This window comes from Microcoleus sp. Pol11C2 (assembly GCF_036701505.1).
Lineage (GTDB): Bacteria > Cyanobacteriota > Cyanobacteriia > Cyanobacteriales > Microcoleaceae > Microcoleus.
Window position 1 is genome coordinate 147,391 of the sequence record NZ_JAUBQX010000002.1, and the last position, 20,739, is coordinate 168,129.

At 46.0% G+C, this 20,739-nt stretch carries 14 protein-coding genes and 2 pseudogenes; 8 read left to right on the top strand and 8 right to left on the bottom strand.

The window, feature by feature from the left end; all coding sequences use genetic code 11:
• The first annotated feature begins 29 nt into the window (after positions 1 to 29).
• Both QUA42_RS02150 and QUA42_RS02155 read left to right on the top strand, forming a co-directional pair.
• Positions 30 to 1,838, top strand: coding sequence for a PAS domain-containing sensor histidine kinase (locus tag QUA42_RS02150; RefSeq protein WP_333134686.1), 1,809 nt, complete (start codon positions 30 to 32; stop codon positions 1,836 to 1,838).
• A gap of 314 nt (positions 1,839 to 2,152) precedes the next feature.
• On the top strand, positions 2,153 to 2,638 hold the full coding sequence (locus QUA42_RS02155) for a hypothetical protein (protein WP_333134688.1): 486 nt from the start codon (positions 2,153 to 2,155) through the stop codon (positions 2,636 to 2,638).
• An 85-nt stretch (positions 2,639 to 2,723) separates the two neighbouring features.
• On the opposite strand, the gene QUA42_RS02160 is transcribed toward QUA42_RS02155, so the two are convergent.
• A complete protein-coding gene (locus QUA42_RS02160) occupies positions 2,724 to 3,215 on the bottom strand; it encodes a WbuC family cupin fold metalloprotein (protein WP_333134690.1) in 492 nt (163 codons plus the stop codon).
• Positions 3,216 to 3,291: 76 nt separating this feature from the next.
• Between QUA42_RS02160 and QUA42_RS02165 the strand changes: the two genes are divergently transcribed.
• On the top strand, positions 3,292 to 4,515 hold the full coding sequence (locus tag QUA42_RS02165) for a tetratricopeptide repeat protein (RefSeq protein WP_333134692.1): 1,224 nt from the start codon (positions 3,292 to 3,294) through the stop codon (positions 4,513 to 4,515).
• Between the two features lie 140 nt (positions 4,516 to 4,655).
• Here the strand turns inward: QUA42_RS02165 and QUA42_RS02170 are convergent, their stop codons facing one another.
• Complete coding sequence (locus QUA42_RS02170; protein ID WP_333134694.1) at positions 4,656 to 5,528, bottom strand: S-methyl-5'-thioadenosine phosphorylase; 873 nt, start codon at positions 5,526 to 5,528, stop codon at positions 4,656 to 4,658.
• A 209-nt stretch (positions 5,529 to 5,737) separates the two neighbouring features.
• Between QUA42_RS02170 and QUA42_RS02175 the strand changes: the two genes are divergently transcribed.
• Entirely contained in the window at positions 5,738 to 5,944 is a 207-nt protein-coding gene (locus QUA42_RS02175; protein ID WP_333069727.1) for a hypothetical protein, read from the top strand.
• 147 nt (positions 5,945 to 6,091) lie between these two features.
• Here the strand turns inward: QUA42_RS02175 and QUA42_RS02180 are convergent, their stop codons facing one another.
• The 3 genes from QUA42_RS02180 to QUA42_RS02190 form a co-directional block, all read right to left on the bottom strand.
• The gene (locus tag QUA42_RS02180) at positions 6,092 to 6,931 is read right to left on the bottom strand and encodes a Tab2/Atab2 family RNA-binding protein (protein WP_333134696.1); all 840 of its coding nucleotides are present in this window, start codon (positions 6,929 to 6,931) and stop codon (positions 6,092 to 6,094) included.
• Between the two features lie 392 nt (positions 6,932 to 7,323).
• On the bottom strand, positions 7,324 to 8,544 hold the full coding sequence (locus QUA42_RS02185; protein ID WP_333134698.1) for an adenylate/guanylate cyclase domain-containing protein: 1,221 nt from the start codon (positions 8,542 to 8,544) through the stop codon (positions 7,324 to 7,326).
• Positions 8,545 to 8,550: 6 nt separating this feature from the next.
• Positions 8,551 to 9,093: a peroxidase-related enzyme gene (locus QUA42_RS02190; protein ID WP_333134700.1), complete on the bottom strand. Its 543-nt coding sequence runs from the start codon at positions 9,091 to 9,093 to the stop codon at positions 8,551 to 8,553.
• A 389-nt stretch (positions 9,094 to 9,482) separates the two neighbouring features.
• On the opposite strand from QUA42_RS02190, the pseudogene QUA42_RS02195 reads away from it, so the two are divergent.
• Positions 9,483 to 10,217, top strand: a pseudogene (locus QUA42_RS02195) (IS1 family transposase).
• A gap of 164 nt (positions 10,218 to 10,381) precedes the next feature.
• Here QUA42_RS02195 and QUA42_RS02200 read toward each other — a convergent pair.
• Positions 10,382 to 15,883 (bottom strand): AAA family ATPase, encoded by a 5,502-nt coding sequence (locus QUA42_RS02200; RefSeq protein WP_333134702.1) that lies wholly within the window; start codon positions 15,881 to 15,883, stop codon positions 10,382 to 10,384.
• A gap of 101 nt (positions 15,884 to 15,984) precedes the next feature.
• On the opposite strand from QUA42_RS02200, the pseudogene QUA42_RS02205 reads away from it, so the two are divergent.
• Positions 15,985 to 16,247 (top strand): annotated as a pseudogene (locus QUA42_RS02205) (MoaD/ThiS family protein).
• A 155-nt stretch (positions 16,248 to 16,402) separates the two neighbouring features.
• On the opposite strand, the gene QUA42_RS02210 reads toward QUA42_RS02205, so the two are convergent.
• A complete protein-coding gene (locus tag QUA42_RS02210) occupies positions 16,403 to 16,546 on the bottom strand; it encodes a hypothetical protein (protein ID WP_333134704.1) in 144 nt (47 codons plus the stop codon).
• Between the two features lie 16 nt (positions 16,547 to 16,562).
• On the opposite strand from QUA42_RS02210, the gene QUA42_RS02215 reads away from it, so the two are divergent.
• Positions 16,563 to 17,840 carry a valine--pyruvate transaminase gene (locus QUA42_RS02215; RefSeq protein ID WP_333134706.1) on the top strand — a complete coding sequence of 426 codons (1,278 nt, stop codon included), beginning with the start codon at positions 16,563 to 16,565 and terminating at the stop codon, positions 17,838 to 17,840.
• Positions 17,841 to 17,942: 102 nt separating this feature from the next.
• A complete protein-coding gene (locus tag QUA42_RS02220; protein ID WP_333134708.1) occupies positions 17,943 to 18,503 on the top strand; it encodes a Uma2 family endonuclease in 561 nt (186 codons plus the stop codon).
• Positions 18,504 to 18,551: 48 nt separating this feature from the next.
• On the opposite strand, the gene QUA42_RS02225 is transcribed toward QUA42_RS02220, so the two are convergent.
• On the bottom strand, positions 18,552 to 20,723 hold the full coding sequence (locus tag QUA42_RS02225) for a caspase family protein (protein WP_333134710.1): 2,172 nt from the start codon (positions 20,721 to 20,723) through the stop codon (positions 18,552 to 18,554).
• Positions 20,724 to 20,739 lie beyond the last annotated feature (16 nt).

The window sequence follows — 20,739 nt, forward strand, 5'->3', positions numbered from 1 at the left end:
AAAATCTAAAATCTAAAATCTAAAATGGTATGAACTATTTGGGCAATGCAAAATCAGTTCAGGCATTAACGGTTTACGAGGTGTGGCGCGATCGCTTCCTCCGAGAGCGGCTGCGCCCTGCTGTCGGAATTGCAATCTTTTTTGCCTTCACAATAACGGTCTATTTTCTAGGCGAAAGATTCTTCGCTCGCCAGGAGTTTAAAAGTGTTTATTTGTACACGAGCGCTGCTGTTGAATTGGGTTTGTTGACCTGTTTTGTGTTGCAAAAAACCTCCTTCGGACAGCGTTATCCCGGTTTGCTATTTTTGGCTTTTTCGTGGTCGCTGACGGTGGTTGTACAGCTTGGGCTAGCTGTCGCACAAGCCGGGGAATTACCAATTTTTACGTGGATTTTAGCGTTTCTGATCCAAGCTACGCTGATCCCCGTCCGCTGGCGCCTCCACCTGATTTCTCAACTCGGCGTTTTGTGTTGCCACGTCGGGATAAATTTGGTTTTAAATCTAAGTTTTGCTAAGTATACTCCTTTTAAGTTGACCGGGTTGTACTTATATTTGTTTTGGATTTGTTTGATTTGCGATTTGTCGGTTTATTGGTACGAATGTCTGCAACGGAAAGAGTTTAGTACCAGGCGTGAGTTGGAATCTGCTTACCAGCAGTTGGAGGCGGCGGAGGCGAAGTACCGCAGCATTTTTGAGAATGCGGGCGAGGGGATTTTTCAAAGCACTCCCGATGGCCGTTATATTACTGCAAATCCAGCTTTGGCGCGGATTTACGGCTGCGATTCCCCGGAAGAAGTGACGGCAAAGTTTACTGATATCGAGCGACAGTTGTATGTCGATCCGGCTCGCAGAAATGAGTTTTTGCGAGCGATCGAGGAAACTGGCACAGTATCGGATTTTGAATCTAAAATTTACCGCTCAGACCGCAGTATTGTCTGGATTTCTGAGAAGGCGCGGGCGGTACGGGACAGCAGCGGCGCCGTGCTTTATTATGAGGGTTTAATTGAGGATATCACGCAGCGCAAACAGGCACAAGAATCGCTGCGGATGTTTATCCACGCTCTTTCTCACGACTTGCGAAACCCGGTGGCGGGAATGTTAATGGTGCTGAAAAATTGGCAGACGAAACCTGGGGATTCGATCGCAATTCCCCGTTCTATTTTGGAGCGGATGATTCAAGGTAGCGAGCAGCAATTGCGGTTGATAAATTCGCTGTTGGAAGTTCACGCCGGGGAATTGCGGGGTTTGGTTCTGCACTGCGATGCCGTTAATTTGAGGGCGATAGTTCAAGCTGCTGCGACCGATTTGGAGCCTTTAATGAAGGAGGGTAAAGCTACTTTTAAAAATTTAGTGCCGGATGATTTGCCAGCCGTGAATGCGGACAAAACTCAGTTGTGGCGTGTGTTATCTAATTTAATTGCTAATGCTTTGAAACACAATCTTCCCGGACTGAATTTAACAGTTTCGGCTCAAGTAATCAAGGCGGGGAAATCAACTATAAATCAAAGAACAGCAAAACAAGACATCGACAAATTACCGATTACCAATCCACAATCCCCCATTACCAATCCCCAATCTCCAATCCCCAATCCCGGAAGTAGGATGATTTACTGTACCGTGGAAGATGACGGGGCGGGAATATTGCCGGAACAGTGCGAACATCTTTTTGACCTTTACGTTAGGGGTGATCAATCCCGAAACTCCGTCGGTTTGGGTTTGGGTCTATATCTTTGTCGCCAAATTATTGATGCTCACGGCGGCCAAATAGGGGTAATTAGCACTCCCGGTGCTGGGGCAAGTTTTTGGTTTACTTTGCCGCTGGCTGAGAATTTCCGGTGATTTTTTGGTATTTTAAATTACATTTTATCTAGCAATTGTGCCAGATATTTAGAACGTTATTAGTTGCTGAAACCCTTGCAAAATATGCTTCTTCCTTCTGCCGTGGCTATAATTGTGTTGTGCCGTAGCCGGTGCTTTTTGAGTGGTTCAAGCCAAATCTGTCGATCGGACTATTTCGATCGGACTATTGATATTAATTTAAAACCGTGGTATATTAACCCAAATGTTTTTAAAGGAAAAATAAATTTCCGATCTTCACATTTTCTTTAGAAATATCATTTAATCTAGAAAATCTCTAAAACTAGATAAAAAATATGCAATTTATGTTGGTCGAGCAAAGCTCAGAAAATACACCTAAAGACGATGCAGCTAAATATAACGAGCGGTCGTTATCCACTTTAATTCGGACGCTCCGTCTTTCCCAAGGTTACTTTTCTTTCGTTTTAGTCAACTGCAACTCGCTCGCTTTGCGGCAGCAAATAGTCGATCGGCTACAAGTAAATTGTCCCGTGAAACCGCAGCAACTGTTTTTGCCCAAATCGGCGACAACTCTCTACAGGACAATCGCAGCAGAAATAGACGGGGAACAGCCTCCAGCTTTAATGCTCCTCGGTTTGGAATCAGTGGAGACGATCGATCGATTGCTCGTTTCTACCAACCTACTATGCAGCGAATTCAGCAAAAAATTTTCCTTTCCCCTCGTCTTTTGGGTGACGGATGAACTTCTGAGAAAAATCATTCGCACCGCCCCGGATTTATACAATCGGATGACAACAATTAGATTCATCAGTAATAAGTAATCAGCCCATCGATTTTAGATTTTAGATTTTAGATTTTAGATTTTTAACAGTCAACAGTCAACAGTTAACAATCATCACTCATTAGTCAAGTGTTAAATTCCGCTTCCCAAACCAGGACTAATTCTCGCGCCGCCGCAGTTCCCTCCGCAGGAAAACTTGCCAAAAAGTCTTTATCAGCCCCCACGTCGTAAGGCCCTTCCTTAAACTCCAAAATCACAGTATCCTGTGTCAAAGCTACTAACGTGTGAATAGTGCCCTCTGGCAGTTCGACAGCGCGAGTCGGGCCGGCAGCGCTGACTCGCAAGGAGCGCAGGATTTGACCGTTTTCGTTCAAAATAACAATACCAACTTCTCCTTGAATCACCACAAAAAACTCAAAACCGTTAACTGCAGGCGGGCGGAGGTGTTGGTGAGGGCGGACGTAAGTGCCTGGTTGCAACACGTTGACAAACCGCTGCACTTTTTCAGACAAATCGTGGAAATTGTAGTTTTGTCGCTGGCGGGGACTGCGCCGGGAGGAAGCGGCAACTTCGTCTAACAATTCTTGCGTCAGCAATTTGATCGGAGGGGACTGCACAACAGATATCCTGTATTTAATAGTTTATGAACAAATGGGCTAGTCTGGGATCATCGTTATCAGCATCTCTTGACACATGGAAATCGCAACTCAGGTGCGTATCACTAAGGCAATGCGTTTGTCAAGTATCTTTAGAAAAAGTATTAGCCCGATCGCCCTTTCAACTATTCTAGTCTGCGCCAGTAGCGTTTCTGCCTCTGAACCGAGGCCGGCACTGTTAATTCAGCAGGAATTCCCACAGCAGCAACTTAAAGAAGAAATTCGCGATCGAGTTCAAGAAGAAGTTGACATTGCTTTCGGGCGCACGGCGGTACTGCTGAACGGGCTGATAATTGCCCTAACTTTATTTCCGACAGCAGCCGGAGTCGGGGTTTGGTTTCTGTTGAGCAAATTGTCCAAGCAGACCACAATTGCCCGCCAAGAAATAGAAAGTCTCCATTACGATACAATCTCTCAATTAAAACTATTAATTTCGGACGCTGAAACTATCTTAGGCGAAATTCAACAGCAAAGTCACTCGGCCGAGGCAGAAACAGACCTTTTATTCCCCGATGCCCAAATTCAAGAATTTGCTCCGGTTAACTATGGCAATTACCAAAAGTTATTGACTGCCGGCGACTATGCTAAACAGGGAGATGCTTGTTTCTTTGAAAACCGTTATCAAGAGGCGATCGCAGCTTACGATCAGGCCCTGCAAATTCAGCCGGATTTAGCCGATACTTGGAATAACCGAGGAGTAGTGCTCACGAGAATGCAGCGGTATCCAGAGGCGATCGCCTCTTACGAACAAGCTACTACCCTTCGCCCCAATTATCCCGATGCTTGGAACAATCGAGGCGTGGTATTGTTGGAGTTGCAGAACTACCAGGAGGCGATCGGCTGTTACGAACAAGCAATTCAAGCCAAACCCGATTACGCCGATGCTTGGAACAACCGAGGCGTTGCTTTTTCCAAAATGCAGGAATACGAACAAGCAGTAATTTCTTACAATCAAGCCCTACAAATTAAAAATGATTATACTGACGCTTGGAACAATCGAGGCGTTGCACTCTCCAAATTGCAAAAATACGAAGCTGCGATCGCTTCCTACGACAATGCTGCTAAAATCCGGCCTGACTTTTACAGAATTTGGTATAATAAAGCCCGATGTTATGCCCTACAAGGTAAAATTGAATTAGCAATTGAAAATTTAAAGCGCGCCCTCAATCTCAATCCGAATGTATGTAAAGAGTTGGCAAAAAGTGAAGCAGATTTGGAGAAGATTCGCGAACACGACGCATTCAAGCAGTTGATAAATTAATCCTTCAGAAATAATCCTCAACTATAGGATAACGAATAGGTCGTAAGATTAAATGAACCGCGAAGACGCTAAGGACGCGAAGGAAGAGAAAGAAGGGATGCCGTTTTTCCTTCGCGCTCTTTGCGTCTTCGCGGTTCGTTTTACAAATATTTCTGCAACAACAAACCCATTTTCTCCTTAGTTGCTGCCGGCACTTGATCCAGCCGAGTCAGAATTGCATATTTCAAAGCTGAATGCGACTCGGAAACGGGGGGATTTTCTGTTAACCTCCGTACTGTTTCTTGAATGGCTTTTTGGGCATTTGCTGCATTGCGGTGCAAGTTTGCAACTACCATTTCTACAGTTACGCTGTCGTGATCCTCGTGCCAGCAGTCGTAGTCTGTTACTAATGCTAAAGTTGCGTAGGCAATTTCTGCTTCTCTGGCTAATTTTGCTTCCGGCAAATTTGTCATCCCGATGACTGTCGCCCCCCAACTGCGGTAAAGGTGGGATTCTGCTTTTGTGGAAAATGCGGGGCCTTCCATGCAGACGTAGGTGCCGCCCCGGTGCAGGGTAACGTCGGGCAGGTTCAAGGATTCGATCGCACTTGCCAATACTTTAGCCAATTCGCCGCAAACCGGATCGCCGAATGTGATGTGACCGACTATTCCTTCTCCAAAAAAGGTAGAAACTCGATTTTTTGTACGATCGATAAATTGATCGGGCACTACCATATCTAAAGGTTTCGCCTCAGCTTTAAGAGAACCAACCGCCGACGCTGAGATTAAATACTCAACTCCCAAACTCTTCATTGCATAAATATTTGCGCGATACGGCACTTCTGAGGGCAAAAAAGTGTGGTTGCGGCCGTGTCTAGCCAGAAATGCTACTGGCGTACCGTCCAATGTTCCCACAATTGCGGCATCCGATGGCGCTCCAAAAGGTGTATCAATTTTCACCTCTTTAATATCTTTGAGGGCCTCCATTTTATACAAACCGCTGCCGCCGATAATTCCGATTTTTGCTTGTGCCATTTTTACCCTCTGCTGGAGTTTTACCACAGTGATTCTATCGGGCCATCGTTAAGTTGGGGTAAAGATAATTGAAGATTTCGTGACAACAGTCACCCCACATACACTATTTTGTCACTAAATATATGTGATCATAGTCACAAAGTACCTTCACAAAATCTTTAAAAATAAAGGTACATAGTTCTGTTACTTATTTTTAGCGTGTTAAGACCATGACAGTCAGCTCTGCTAACCTCCCCAAAATCTCGATCGAGGCGATCGTCCAGCGCATCTTTGCTTTTCGTCAAATTACCCCCCTTGACAGACGGCTGCTGAAATCAGCCATGCTAGCCCAGAAAGGTCTGAACGAAAAAGACCAGTGTCACATCAACCGAGTTTGTCAGGGCATCCAAAACGGATTGATTTTAGTTGTAGAATAAATTTGCAGCACAATCTCTTGCTAACTCAAGAAGCTGTTTTAAAATTTATGCTTGAGTCTGTATCGGCGGGAACTGAGTTCCGGCGGTGTTTTACTATTTTTAGGCGCGCGAACCCTCGACATCACAAATAATATTATTTACATCTTATTATCGCTCAAAATTCAACAGCCAAAAGCCTGTATAAGTCATGCCACTATCATCGGGCTGCACTAACAAAAAATGTAATCCTTTACTTAATTGCTTGCGCTGTTGGTAAATGTGGGCCGCGGCTTTCACCTCGCTATCTTCAAAAGTAGCCACAACCCACCTATCTACTAACCCAGCTTCCAATATCAATCCGTCTGGTTCTCCAGCGATATAATTCAAAGCAAAAGGTTTGGCATCCTGAAGCCATCTAGCCAACCGCATAGACTGGCGTCCGCCGTCAATCACCACTCCCGGTATCGGTACTGTTGAGGCCAAGCCCAAATTCAGCGGTAACAGCAATTCTGGCATTTCCAAAATTGGCAGGGGACGACCTTGAAAAGCATCTTCAATGTCGCCGGCGGGTAGGGAAGCAAAACGCCAGCCATCGCCCCAGAGGTTTTCGGGTAAAGGCACGGGCGGCGGCGAGTCGAGGGCGATCGCACTGTAAGTTTCACCTGTATAATTAGGCATACTCGAATATTCTTTGGCGCGTTGTTGCAGCAGCAATTTCAGAGCCGCAGTGCGCCGAGTCGCTTCCACCTTGACGCCCAAAACTTTGCCCGCAGCTTCGATTAAGCCCAGAGACTGAGGCCTAAATACTTGAATCAATTCAGGCAAATTTTGGGTTTGAGCTTGCTGCTGCAACTGCGAAGCTAGCCAATTAGAATTTGCGTCCCCCTGGTGGCAAACAGCGCTAAATTGAAAACTGCCTTCCGAGTCGCAAATTAAGAGTTCCCACAGTGGTTTTCCAGTTTCGTCTTGGAGAGGGCGGCGGTAAAAATCGGCTTGCCAAATACTCATAAATAATTTAAAAATAAAATATACAACTCGATCATTTTAATATAGTTTGGCGCACTGCGATACAATACCGAACTATGAAAAAAGAACTTTGAGCGATATATTCTCAGTTCATAGTTGAGTTTTATTTGCATATCTAACACCAGTTAAAAAAAACTGCAACTGTAAGCCAGTGATCCAAACCGTCGTAAGCTGCTACGCATCTAATCTAAATTATATTTTTGGGCGGGCGGGACGGCCACCCCACAAGAATTTACTCGAATTTAATTGTCAAATTTAGATGCGCCTCAGCTTAGTAATCAGTAATTCCCAATTCCCAATTCTAAAATCTAAAATCTAAAATAGAATAACGGCTCGCTTACCCATCCTCCATTAGCAATTAGCCCTTCCCAAATTTATTTAAGATGGCGAACCAAATACATATCCAATTCGCCCTTATTTTTAGCATAAATTTTTCCTCGGTATTCGCATTCAAAAAAATCTCTAACTAATTCAAAGGTTGCATGAGAAATATTGATATTTCCAGGTACGCCGGAAGATTCCATCCGAGATGCAGTATTAACTGTATCTCCCCAGACATCATAGGAAAACTTTTTATTGCCAATTACCCCAGCAAGTATTGGGCCTGAATGAATGCCAATTCGGATATCCCAATAAGGGATATTTTGTTGAGCTTTCTGTATTTTTCGCAGAGCCATGAACTGTCGAATTTCTATCGCAGCAAGTACAGCGTCAAAGGCGTGTGTTGTGCGAGGGGTAGGAATTCCCGCCGCGCACATATAGCTGTCGCCAATAGTTTTCAATTTTTCCATAGAGTATTTATCCATCACGCGATCGAAATAAGAAAAACAATAATCTAGTTCGTCAACCAACTCTCGCGGCGTCATTTTTTCCGATAACTGAGTAAAGCCTTTAAAATCAGTAAATAAAACCGATACGTTATCATAATAAAGTGGTTCCACTTTGCCGTTATTTTTAAGTTCCTCGGCAATTTCAACCGGGAGCACGTTCAACAGTAGCTGATCAGATTTGTGCTTTTCGGCATCGAGATCGGAATAGAGCCTATTTATCTCTTTAAAACGTTCAGCATTGCGGATGGCTGAGGATAGTTGCAAAGCCAAAAGATAGCCAATTCGTAAATCTTCTTGAGTGTAAGCTCGTGGCTTGGTTGTGGCAAAATTAATTGTCCCTAAAACCTTACCTTCGCTTTCCAAAGGAAGGATAATTTGCGAAGCGTAGGGGGATAAAATAGCAGTAGCACCCGCTTCTTGAATTAATTGAGGTTGACGTGTTGTGAAAGCCTTGTGAATAGGGCCGCCCTCTGGGAGGGCTCCAATATCTACAGGGATATGCCGGCCAAATAAGGTCATGCAAGTGTTAGTGCTGTGCAGGCAAACGCTACAGTGTTCAAAGTCTAGCAACCATTTGGCTTGCTTGCCTAGTACCCGCAAAATCTGGTTGAGATCGAGGGTGCGGTTAATGGCAGTGGCAACTTCGTTGACAGCGGAAATGCGGATGGAAAGCGCTTGAGCTTCTGCTAACAAACGGCGGGCTGTCAACAGAAGTTCTTCTCGATCTTGATCTTCTAGCCGATCGCCCATAATAGGGGTATACAATATAGATTACAAAGCATCTATTTCGAGGGCTATAGAATCGGTATATCGGTTGACAAAGCTAAACAAGTCTGCTGTCGCAATAATCTCAAAAATTTCTGAATCATCAAGTCCTAAATCCCGCAGATTTTGGTAATCAGTCTCTGTCATTTCCAGGGGTTTTGTAGCCGCCAGCAAGCCAAAGGTAATTACGGCTTTATCACGTTTTGGCAAAGGGCAGTTGGCAAAGTCAGAAACTAGGGTTCGCAGTAGTTCTTCGCTCATCCCCAAGGCTGACAATCCGTGCAGGTGAACTTGGAGAGCGTACTCGCTATTATTTGATTGGGAAATAGCGACGCCGACCATTTCTTTAAGCGTGCGGGGTAAGTCTCCTTGCAGGATGGTTCCCCGGAATTTTTTCCAATTTGCTTCTAATATGTCAGGGTTGATTGCCATTGACTTGAACAGGTTGGGGACGATGCCAAACCCCAAGTCTGTCAAGATTTCTTCGTACACTGCTTTGGCTTTAGGATCTGTAAGTTGGTCGTATTCTATAAGTGGAAAGTGTGTCATTGTTGTGTTAAATTTTACGGCAGTTAATTGGGGTTGGAATTTACGTGTTTGTTATGTAACGCCACTCAAAGGGCGACCTTACGAGGTATCTGGGCTTTAGTTGGATTGATGATTAAATGCACCGCTGTCAACAAACCGCGAATCATGAAGATGAGCTAGCAACAAATCTGATTCTTGAGGCTGGATTAAACCTCCAATTATAGCAGTAACCAGAGCCAAAATTCTGTTGCGATCGGATTCTACGGCTAATTTTAGGTTCTCCCAATGGTTGTTGTCAAGTGTCGGCAATTCATCTGGCGCGACGGCGTGAAATCGGCGTTGCTGAAGTAGGGTATGATAAATTTATAGTGCGAGCGCCAAAAAATAACACTTCAAAAAATGCAGAGCTTATGCAATGTCCTGAATGTCAGTCAACTCATGTTAATAAAAATGGTCCTGAAAAAGGTAAACAGAATTATATTGGTGTCGGTTGTGGCCGACAATTTATAGATTGTTATCAACCTGATAAAGGTTATTCTGAAGAGGTGAAACGTGAATGTCTCAAAATGTATGTCAATGGTCTGGGTTTTCGAGCAATTGAGAGGATTAAAGGAGTACATCATACCAGCATTATAAAGTGGGTCAAGCAAGTAGGAGAATTGCTCCCTGATGCTTACGAACCAGAGACAAATCCCGAAGTTGTATAACTTGATGAACTAGAAACATTTGTTGGGTCGAAAAAAACAAAATTTGGGTTTGGACAGCGGTAAATCACTTTCAACCCGGGATTTTGGGATGGGTACTGGGCGACCATAGTTCAGCAACTTTTAGACCATTGGGGGAATTAGTTAGTAACTGGAAATGTTATTTTTATGTCACAGATGGATGGCCTGTTTATCCCATGTTTATTCCAGATGGAGACCAAATCATCTGTAAAACTTACATGACCAGAGTAGAGGGCAAAAATACGCGGCTACGACATTACGCAAGCGAGAGTTCATCGCAAGACACTGTGCTATTCTAAGTCGGAAGAAATGCTCAAACATTCAATAAGGTTAGTAATTCATTATCTTAAGTTTTGGGATGTTCCGGTTCCCTATCCATCGTATCATTTCAATCGCGCTCAAACGAGGCAAATCGGGTAACCAAAACATCCCTTGACCGCAGTTATCATCCCTAAAATCAGCAACGCCCCGAGAAGAGCGTTGCTGATTTTAGGGATGACAAGAATTTGGCCTGATGCCCAATCCGTGGGAGGGACGCGAAATTTCGCGTCTCTCTGTAGACTCGCCTCTACAAATTAGATGCGCTATTTTAGGGGAATCGCGATCGCAAATTCTGTCCCCTGGCCTTTTTCCGACAAACACTCCAAAGTCCCGCCATGTTTTTCTACCACAATAGAATGCGAAATTGACAACCCCAAACCCGTTCCTTTCCCCACGACTTTTGTCGTAAAGAAAGGTTCAAATAAACGCTGTCGCACTGACGATGGAATGCCAGGGCCATTATCTTTAATCCGAATCACCACCCAATTTTTCTTGAAATCCATCTCAGTGTGAATAATAATTGTATTGGGATTGGCTTTAATTTCCTCAAAAGACCATCCTACGTTATACTCTTCTAGCGCATCAATGGAATTAGCAAGAATATTCATAAACACCTGAGTGAGTTGTCCGGGATAGCAGTTGACAATGGGCAAATCCCCGTATTCTTTGATAATTTTAATGTCGGGGCGTTTTTCGTTGGCTTTGAGCCGGTGTTTCAAAATCATCAACGTGCTATCGATCCCTTCATGCAGGTTGAAAGTGACTTTATGAGTCGAATCCGATCGCGAGAATGTTCTCATCGACGCGCTAATCTGGCGGATGCGATCGGTTCCCTCTTTCATCGCTGAAAGAATTTGCGAGAAATCGTCAATCAGATACTCTAACTGAATATCTTCTGCATGGCGGGAAATTTCCTCCCCCGGTTCGGGAAATTGCTGCTGATAAAGGTGCAAGTGTTCGAGCAGGCTTTGAAGATATTCTCCGGCGTAGACTATATTACCCGAGATAAAGCCAATAGGATTATTAATTTCGTGAGCCACCCCAGCAGCTAGTTGACCGAGACTCGACATTTTTTCGCTTTGAACGACTTGGAGTTGTGCTTCTTGAAGTTTTTGAATAAATTCCTGTAAAGCGTTGTTAGAGACTTGCAAATCCTGGTAAAGAGTGGCATTTTCTAGGGAGATGGCGGCTTGAGAAGTGAGAATATTTAAGACTTCCAGGCGATCGCGCGTAAAAGCTCCCGTCGTCAGATTATTTTCCAAGTAAAGAATCCCGACGAGTTTGCCTTGATTGACGAGGGGAGTACACAATAAACTTTTAATTTGGGATTGGATAATATAAGGATCGGCCCCAAAGTTTTTGTCATCCGTAGCATCCTCAAGTAACAGAGTTGATTGAGTGCGCCAAACATAGTTTATAGGAGCCTGTGGAATTTCCTGACTGTCGCCGAAGGGAAGCGAGCGCAGCACCGTTTTTTGGGAAGTGTTGCTGAGGGCGATCGCGGCGAGCTCCAAATTCTCAGCCTTGAGTAAAATAATCGCGGCTTTTTCCGCCCCAGAATTCTCCAGCACTAACTGCATCAAGGTTGAGAGCAACTGCTCAATTTCGAGAACCCCAGAGACAGCTTGAGAAGCTTTAATCACCGACGACATATCTAGAATGGCGGAAACACTTGTACTCGTGTGAGTCACCGTTCCATTTGTAATCTGAGCAATCGTCGCGGCGCTGCTGGAATTGAGGCTGATATTTTCGCGAGATAGGATGGGAACCAGTAATTGAGGATAGCGTTTTTCCAAGTCTTCAACTTTAGCTTTCGCACCCCAGCGAGCATAAGCGTAGTAAGCTTCTATCATATAGACAGCAGCGATTTTATCTTTGCCCCAGTCCAGATAAAGTTTAGCAGCGAGTTCGTTTGCCAGGGCTTCTTCTTGGATGTATTCGTATTTTTTGGCGAGGGCTATCGCGCGATCGTAAGCGTCTATCACTTCCCCATAAAACCCTTGCACCCGACTTAATTCTGCCTGCACCAGCTCAAATTTATGCAAATAATTCATCGGGGCATAATTCGCCCAGTTTTTCATTTTTTCCTGATTCGCTGTCACGCGATCGAGCAAAATCGTTCGCTCGCTCGCTGGGATTTCAGAAAACACCGCCAGCCGAGCTAAAGAATCGTAAAAATAGAATAGAGGCACAAATATCGTCCCCGTTACGCCGCCTAAATAACTTTCTGCCTTGGCTGCATTTTCCACAGCTTGGCGCGACTCGCCAAACAGAGAGCAGAGAATCATCTTATTAAAATATAAATAGCACAATGCCGTGACATCATTTTCTTTTTGATGAAGGAGCAGTCCAGTTTCCTCATCATAAATTTCACCCATTAAACGCCAAGGCTCTTGAGATTTACCCATTAAACTCGAAACAGCTTGCCAGAAAATACGATGATAATTAAGAGCTGTTTTTTGCTTAATTTTAGCAATAAAATCACTAAAAATTGCCATTTCCTGTTCGAGCTCGCCCAAATTTTTGCCAGTGAAATACAAATGGTGGCAGAGTTTGTGAGCGGCTAAGCCCGCAAATTCTAAATCTCCCGTTTCCAGTCCGCTATAGTAGGCTGATCGCAAAGGATTTAAGGTTTCTCTAAAATGCTGTTTCCAATGGATGATATTGCCATTTACCGCAAACAAGGTCTTCGCTTTAAATTTTTTTGCATCGCTTCTACCCGCCACACTTAAAGCAAGTTGACCGAATTGAAAACCGGCCTCAATATCTCCAACAATCGCACACATAATTAGCCCGTAACAGGCATACGCAAAGGAAGACTCAGCCACATTGCCATATTGAATCGATAAATTAACCTGTTTAAATACAATCAGCGGCATCAATTCCGGCACCGCTTGATAGGCAGCCGAAATCACACTGGCTAAAATAGACATGGCTGCTTTATTGTCAGCATCCGTCATGTCCGGCAAATCTTTTAAATCCTCAATGCGTTTCCCGGTCAAATTTGACAGGGTTTCTCCCAGTCCCAAATGAATGTCTGACGGGTTCGGCGATTCTGGAAAGCCTACGCTCAATAACTTTAGAACTTGCAGCGCTATTTTTATCGCTTCTTTGAGCTTGTTCTGGGTTGTACAAGCTTGGATTTTAACCTCATAAACCTTCACCTTATCTAGCAGTTTGATCGCTTGTTGCAACACCTCATCTGCTAAGCGTTCCATCTCATCAAAGTTCCCGCCTAGATAGTTTGCCTCTACCGCTGCCACAGATAGCGCTAAGGTTAGCTCGTATTGCGTTTGCCAGCTAGAATCTGCAAGAAGTTCCAGCCCAATATTCAAATACCCAATTGCAGCGGCATAGGCAGTAGAATCTCTGGCTTTCTCGGCAGCGATTAGATTTAACTGAGCGAGTTCATCCCGCTCGGTGCGAGCGCGAATTAAGCTCACTCCCACATTCAATTGATTGACAATTTCAAAAATATTATCTTCCCGTTGTTCAGCCGGCGTATTGCTTAATAGCAATTTGCCAATTTTTAGGTGAGTTGACTGTTTCCGATCGGAGGGAATCAGAAAATAAGCCGCTTGCTGAACGCGATCGTGGAGAAATTTATACTTTGGTAATGGGGTATTAGGGATGGGGGATGGGGAATTATTCTCTTTCCCCAGTCCCCAATCCCCAGTCGCCAGTTCCTCTTGATTGGTAAAAAATTTGTAAACTTCGCTGATTGGCAGCACTAACCCTTCCTGCAACGCCCTCCACAGCTCAACCGCTGTTTCCGAGAGGGATTTCTCGGACACCAGTGCTAGGGTCGCTAAATCAAATTGACTGCCGACACAAGCGGCTAGTTTCAAGACTTCCCGCGTATTAACCGGCAGCTTTTGCAATTGAAGTGCCATAAACTCAACTACATCATCCGTTACAGCCAGCGCTTTTACCTCGGCGATATTGCACTGCCAATACCCGCGATCGAAGTCAAATGAAATTAGGCCATCTTCGTGCAGAGATTTGAGGAATTGATTGGTAAAGAAGGGATTGCCTTTGGTTTTTTGAAGCACCTGTTCCGTCAGAGGGACTGCTACTTCCAGGGGACAACTCAACGTGTCGGCAATCAAGCGATTTAGGGAGGGTAGAGCGAGAGGAGCGAGGGTAATTTGATTGATTGTCGCATTAGTTTTGCGAATTTCCTCTAAGCTCAGCATCAGGGGATGAGCGGGGCTAACTTCGTTATCGCGATAGGCTCCAATAAGTAACAGATACTTACTATCTGTATCGCTCATCAGTAATTGGATTAAATTCAACGAAGCAGAATCGGCCCATTGCAAGTCATCGAGGAAGATAACTAAGGGATGTTCGGCTTGAGTAAAGACTCGAATAAACTTGCCCAGGAGTAGATTGAAGCGATTTTGAGCCGCCGTTGAGGAAAGTTCTGTGACGGGAAGCTGCTTGCCAATAATTAATTCGACTTCTGGGATGACATCGACGATAACCCGCCCATTTTCACCGACCGCTTCGAGAATTTTGGCTTGCCATTGAGTCACTTGGGCGGCACTTTCATTTAGCAATTGTCGCATCAAATCTCGGAATGCTTGCACAAATGCCGAGAAGGGAATATTGCGCTTAAATTGGTCAAATTTTCCCGTTATAAAGTAGCCCCTCTGCTGCACAATGGGTTTGTGGACTTCCTGAACCACGGCCGTTTTACCAATCCCCGAAAAGCCAGCCACTAGCATCATTTCAGTGGTTCCTTGGCGGAGGGATTTTTCTTGTGAGGTTGTCTGTTTTATGGCAGGATTAGCATCCAACCCCCCTACGCGGTCAAAAGCGGCTAATAGGGCGGCGACTTCGGCTTCTCTCCCATAGAGTTTTTCAGGAATGAAGAAGCGATCGCTAATGTCTCGCTGTCCTAAAGGAAACTGGTTAATACTGCCGTTAGATTGCCATTGCTGCCAACAATTTTCTAAATCGTGTCTGAGTCCCAAGGCACTTTGATATCTGTTTTCAGCCGTTTTTGCCATCAATTTGACAATAATGTCATTCACCATTTGGGGAATGGCTGGATTCACTTTGATTGGGGGCGTGGGTTTCCGGGCAATGTGGCAGTGGACTAATTCCATCGGATCGTTAGAATGGAAAGGGAGTTTTCCCGTTAGTAATTCGTAGAAAGTGACTCCAAGAGAATAGAAATCCGTGCGGTAGTCGATCGCCCGATTCATGCGACCCGTCTGTTCCGGTGACATATAAGCGAGCGTCCCTTCTAGCACGTTCGGGCTTTGAATCTCTTGGTTTTCTCTGGGTAAAAGAGAGGCAATGCTGAAGTCAATCAAGAATACTTGCTTTGTTTGCGGGTTAATGATGATATTATGAGGTTTAATATCTTTATGAATAATCCGGTTAAGATAAAGTCCTTCTAGGGTACGAGCGATCCCGATCGCGATTTTGAAAAATTCATCTAGAGGCGGCTGGCGATCGCGATACTCTGTCAGGGCCACCCCGCCCGTATCTTCCATCACCAAGGCTAACCCATTGCGGTAATTTTCCAAGCACAAGGGTTTGATAATTCCTGGTAGTTCGAGATTTTTAGTAATAGCGTACTGATTCCGGAACCGCACTAGTTCCGAAAAACTGGGATACTCAGCTTTGAGCAGTTTGATAATGACAGGTTTTTGCTCTGATAAAGAAACCGCTCGATAAACTTGAGTTTTTGCTCCGTCGTAGATTTTTTCTTGAATCTCGTATCCAGAAATCGCGATTGAATTAGGGGTTTGCATAGTTGGAGATCGTATAAAAAAATGACTTACAGCTATTTTATAACATTATTAATAAAGTTAATAATAATCGTATAATTTGTAATGTATTTTCCTAATTTCTTATGTCTGAACCTTCACTCACTGTCAGCGTCAAGTTATTTGCTGCCTATCAAGAAGCTTGTGGCGTGCCGGAACTGGTATTAGAATTTCCCACGGGAACCCCAGAGTCGCCGCCGTGCGCGATCGCCTGATCGCCCAGCATCCAGAACTCGCTCGCTGGCGCGACTTGACCCGCTTCGGCATTAATCTCGAATTTGTCGAGCCCGATATCACTTTACAAAATGGCGATGAAGTGGTATTGATTCCCCCCGTCAGCGGCGGCTAAAAATTCACAAAGGATTAAATTAATGCAAGAATTTATAACCGAAAGTGTCAACGCCAACGAACTCAATTGGCGTTGCTGAATCGACGTATGAAATCCCACAACCCAACACGAATGTAGAGACGCGAAATTTCGCGTCTCTACAAGGGGAGAGGACATCATGCCAAATTCTTTTCATCCCTCAAATCAGCAACGCCGTTTATTGAATTAGTCAGATGCTCGATCGACAACCCATGCCCCAGATAAGCTAGGCTAACGCCTGCGACTGGAGTTATTATGGGTAAACTGTAAACTTCTATCATTGTCGCTGCATTTGCTATGAACCCTGCCCTGACTCAATTTGGCGCTCAGATGTCCCACCTCACGGGAGTTCGGGCAATTATGAAAGATATTATTGAAACTCTTAGAGCCGGCAGCGGGCAGGAGTTTATCAATTTGAGCGCCGGAAACCCGGTTATTTTGCCGGAAGTCGAGCAGTTGTGGCGCGACTGCACTGCGGAACTTTTGGCGAGCCCGGAATACGGCGAGGTGGTTTGTCGCTACGGTTCCAGTCAAGGTTATCAGCCGTTTATCAATGCGGTATTGGCGGATTTTAACCAGCGTTACGGACTGAATTTGACCGATCGCAATATCCTAATTACTCCCGGAAGTCAATCGATTTACTTCTACGCAGCCAACGCTTTCGGTGGCTACACTACCAGCAAACAGCTTAAAAATATTGTTTTACCGCTGAGCCCAGACTACACGGGTTACGGCGGCGTTAGCTTGATTCCCGAAGCGGTAGTCGCCTGCAAACCCACCCTCGACATTGATGCAGCCGCCCACAGGTTCAAATACCGCCCGGATTTCAGCCAACTGTCGATCGACCAAACCACCGGTTGCGTCATTTTTTCCCGTCCCTGCAACCCCACCGGCAACGTTCTCAGCGACGACGAAGTTAAGAAAATTGCCGATTTAGCGGCCGCTTTCGACGCGCCGGTGTTCGTGGATTCTGCCTACGGCCCTCCCTTCCCGTCCTTGAATTTTACCGAAATGACGCCGATTTTTGGCGGCAATATCGTGCACTGTATGAGTTTGTCGAAAGCCGGATTACCGGGTGAAAGAATCGGAATTGCTATCGGCGATGAAAAACTCATTCAAGTATTAGAATGTTTTCAGACCAATATGTGCATTCATTCGCCGAGATACGGACAGGCGATCGCCACTCGTGCCATTGCTTCCGGCGCTCTTGCCGATATTTCCATCAACGTAATTCGACCGTACTATCAAAGCAAATTTGCGATCGTAGAAAGCACTCTAGAACAAGCAATGCCGAAAGATTTGCCGTGGTTTTTGCACCGGGGCGAAGGAGCAATTTTCGCGTGGTTGTGGCTGAAAGATTTGCCAATGACTGATTGGGAACTGTATCAAGAGTTGAAAAAAGTCGGCGTAATTGTCGTACCCGGAAGTTCTTTCTTTCCTGGTTTGCGGGAAGATTGGCAGCACAAACATGAGTGTTTACGCATCAGTTTGACTGCAACAAATGATGAGATTGAAACTGCAATGAAACGCTTGGCTCAAATGGTGGAAAAGCTTTATCAGTCTGTTGACGGTTGACTGTTGACGGTTGACTGTTGACATTACCAACTACTCATGACCATAACTTCTTCTTTGGCATATCGACTACAATTGAAATAACAATTAGTAGCGCGGTAGGTTATGGCAGTGCAATTACTCAAAAGGTTGTTGAGCGTAGAAGAATATCATTTAATGGGCAAAGCTGGTATTCTTTCCGAGGGCGAGCGGGTAGAACTGATAGAAGGAGAAATTGTACAAATGGCAGCAATTGGAACTCGTCATGCTTCCTGTGTAAGACGATTCATCGGACTGTTCAGCGAAATTCCCAGTAACCGGGCTTTTCTGGATGTGCAAAACCCCATCCAGTTGAGCGAGCGCACCGAACCTCAACCTGATGTAGTATTGCTGCAACCCCGGGCTGATTACTATTCAACAGCACATCCACTACCCTCAGAAGTTTTGCTGTTGGTAGAAGTATCCGATAGCACGGTTGATTACGATCGAGATGTGAAAGTTCTGATTTACGCTCGATCGCTCATTCCAGAAGTCTGGCTAGTAGATATAGAGGCACAATGTTTAGAAGTTTACCGCCAGCCAACTCCTAATGGTTACAGTTTAATCCAAAAATTTTGGCGGGGTCAACAAGTTGCGTCGCTCGCCTTTCCTGATTTGGAAGTGAATATCGATTTCGTACTCGGATAGATTCGGATTAGAGGTTATAGAAAACATTCCCAAGTCCCCATTTTTCAATTAAACCACTCGATAAACAAAACTCAGCGTTGCCCAAACATTCACATCCAAAGCCCAATCATCCGTCGATATCCCCACTTTCTGCACCCCCGGAATGCTAGCGGCGTGCAAATCTTCGAGTACCGCCCGCGCCACATTTAAAGGATTCAACAACACTCGAATTGGCAGGGCATCCCTCGTTTGCTGCGTTTCGGCTTCTATTGCAGCCAGAGTTTGAGCGAAGGGACTATCACTAAATATAATGAAAGTTTCCGCAACTCCGATCGGCCCAGATACCGCCCACCCGATCGCCCCAGCCGCCGGCACGGTCAAATTCTCCCCAGGAGCGATCGCCCGCGACATAACCCCCACAGATTCTTTGCCCTCAGTGCCGAGCACTGACAGCCGTCCCGCGCTGTCGGAGCCAAACACCGCAAAATAAACCGGGCGATCGCTGTCGTTATACAATCTGTACCGAACTCGGCTGCCTTCTGGCAAACTTAGTATATGACCGCTTGCGGATTTCTCATTTTCCCCGCTCAGCGGTTCCAGCCGATAATCACCGCCGGCCCGCACCGGCTCTCGCTGCGCCACAGCCCGCGCTTGCGGTGCGAGAGTTGCCAGAACCGCCCGCACCTTCAGGCGCGAAGACCCCTCATTGACTGTCAGCCGCAGCAACTTCCCCGCCTGCAGCGCTTTCAACTGCGGAGTCAAGCGCTGCACCGCCACCTTGACTGCTTCTCCCCCGTCGCCCTCAGTATCGGGAATCAGCATTTGAGCCAAAGAAAACAAACCGTAACGGCTTTGAGACAAAGCAGGCTCGTGAGGCGAGACTGTTTCGGCTAAAGTTGTTTCCGGGACTCTGCCGAACCGACAGTCAGCCACTTGCTCGCTGCCTACCGCCGAAACTTGCGGCACAGTCGCAAAGGCGCTGGTAGCGTCTACCCGCTCGATGCGTTCCAAACCCGAGTCCAAAGCTACTGTCAAACCGATGTTTCGCGGCAATACCCGAATTTCTTCCCTCACGAGTTCGCCGACTGTTAATTGGCCGTCTGTTCGATCGAACCCATCTAAAACTTGGGCTTTGGCAGAGAGACCCGTGCGTCCCCGCAGCAAAAGCCTCGCGCCCTCGGAGGAATCCACTGCAAACACAGAACCCCCTGAGCACTCCAAAACCCCCGGCGACAACCCGCCCAGCCACAACTGCACAGTTTTGCCCCCCTCTTCCACCGCCGTCACAGCGCCGTCAGATGCAGGGGAATTCAAGATTAAATTTGAAAAATTCACCCCCGGCGCGGTTGTTAAATCGTGATTGAGAATTTGCGGTTGCTGCGATAACCCCGCGATTTGCTCGACTGTACCCGCAGCGCGGCCGAAAGTGACGCTGAAGCTGCTAGCGGGAGTTGCCCACCACAAAGTTTGGGTGAGGGCGTAGGTAAACAAACCTGCGGTAAATCCGTTCCACTCTTGTTCGGCGGCGAGTGCCGAATTCGCGCCCGCGGCAAGTACGGCGGCGTCCGGACGGAGATTTGGGCGGGAGCGAAGGTCTTGGGCAAACGTTAATTCTGCGAGGCTTGGCTCGCCGATGGTGGGGCGGGGGCGGGAGCGAATGCGAAAGTTGCCGTTTTTGGGGAAACCCGGATAGGTGTAGCTGGTGTCGAGGATGGCGATCGCATTTTCTGTCGCGAGCGAGCGCATCAACAGCAACAGCGTTTCCTCTAAAATATCGTTCACCGCCCGGTTTGCTAACAACGGCAAAACATCATCCGCCGGCACCAAACTGTTTTGCATTTTTCCGGGAGACTCGCCCAAACTGACTCGGCTACCGTAGCCGCTAAAGTGAAAAACTACCACGTCACCGGGTTTTGCTTGTTGAGTCAAGTGAGTTACAAAAGCCGTCTCGATATTCTCCCTCGTAGCTTTAGCGTCAGTCAAAGTCAAAATGTCCGACGGCACAAACCCAAACCGATATATCAGCAGTTCCCGCTGCAATTCCACATCCGTGACGCAGCCGTGCAGGGGCGAGTCTGGATATTTGTCAACGCCAACCAACAAAGCCAATTTCCTGGCTGTCGGCTGCGCTAAGGCTTGGAGGTAGCGATCGCCCAACGGCAGCCACAGGACCTCGCTGATTCCGATGGCGGCCAGCACCCGGCCAGCTTGCTGCAAAAATTCCCGCCGCTTGAGTCCCATTTTTAAATAGCTTTGA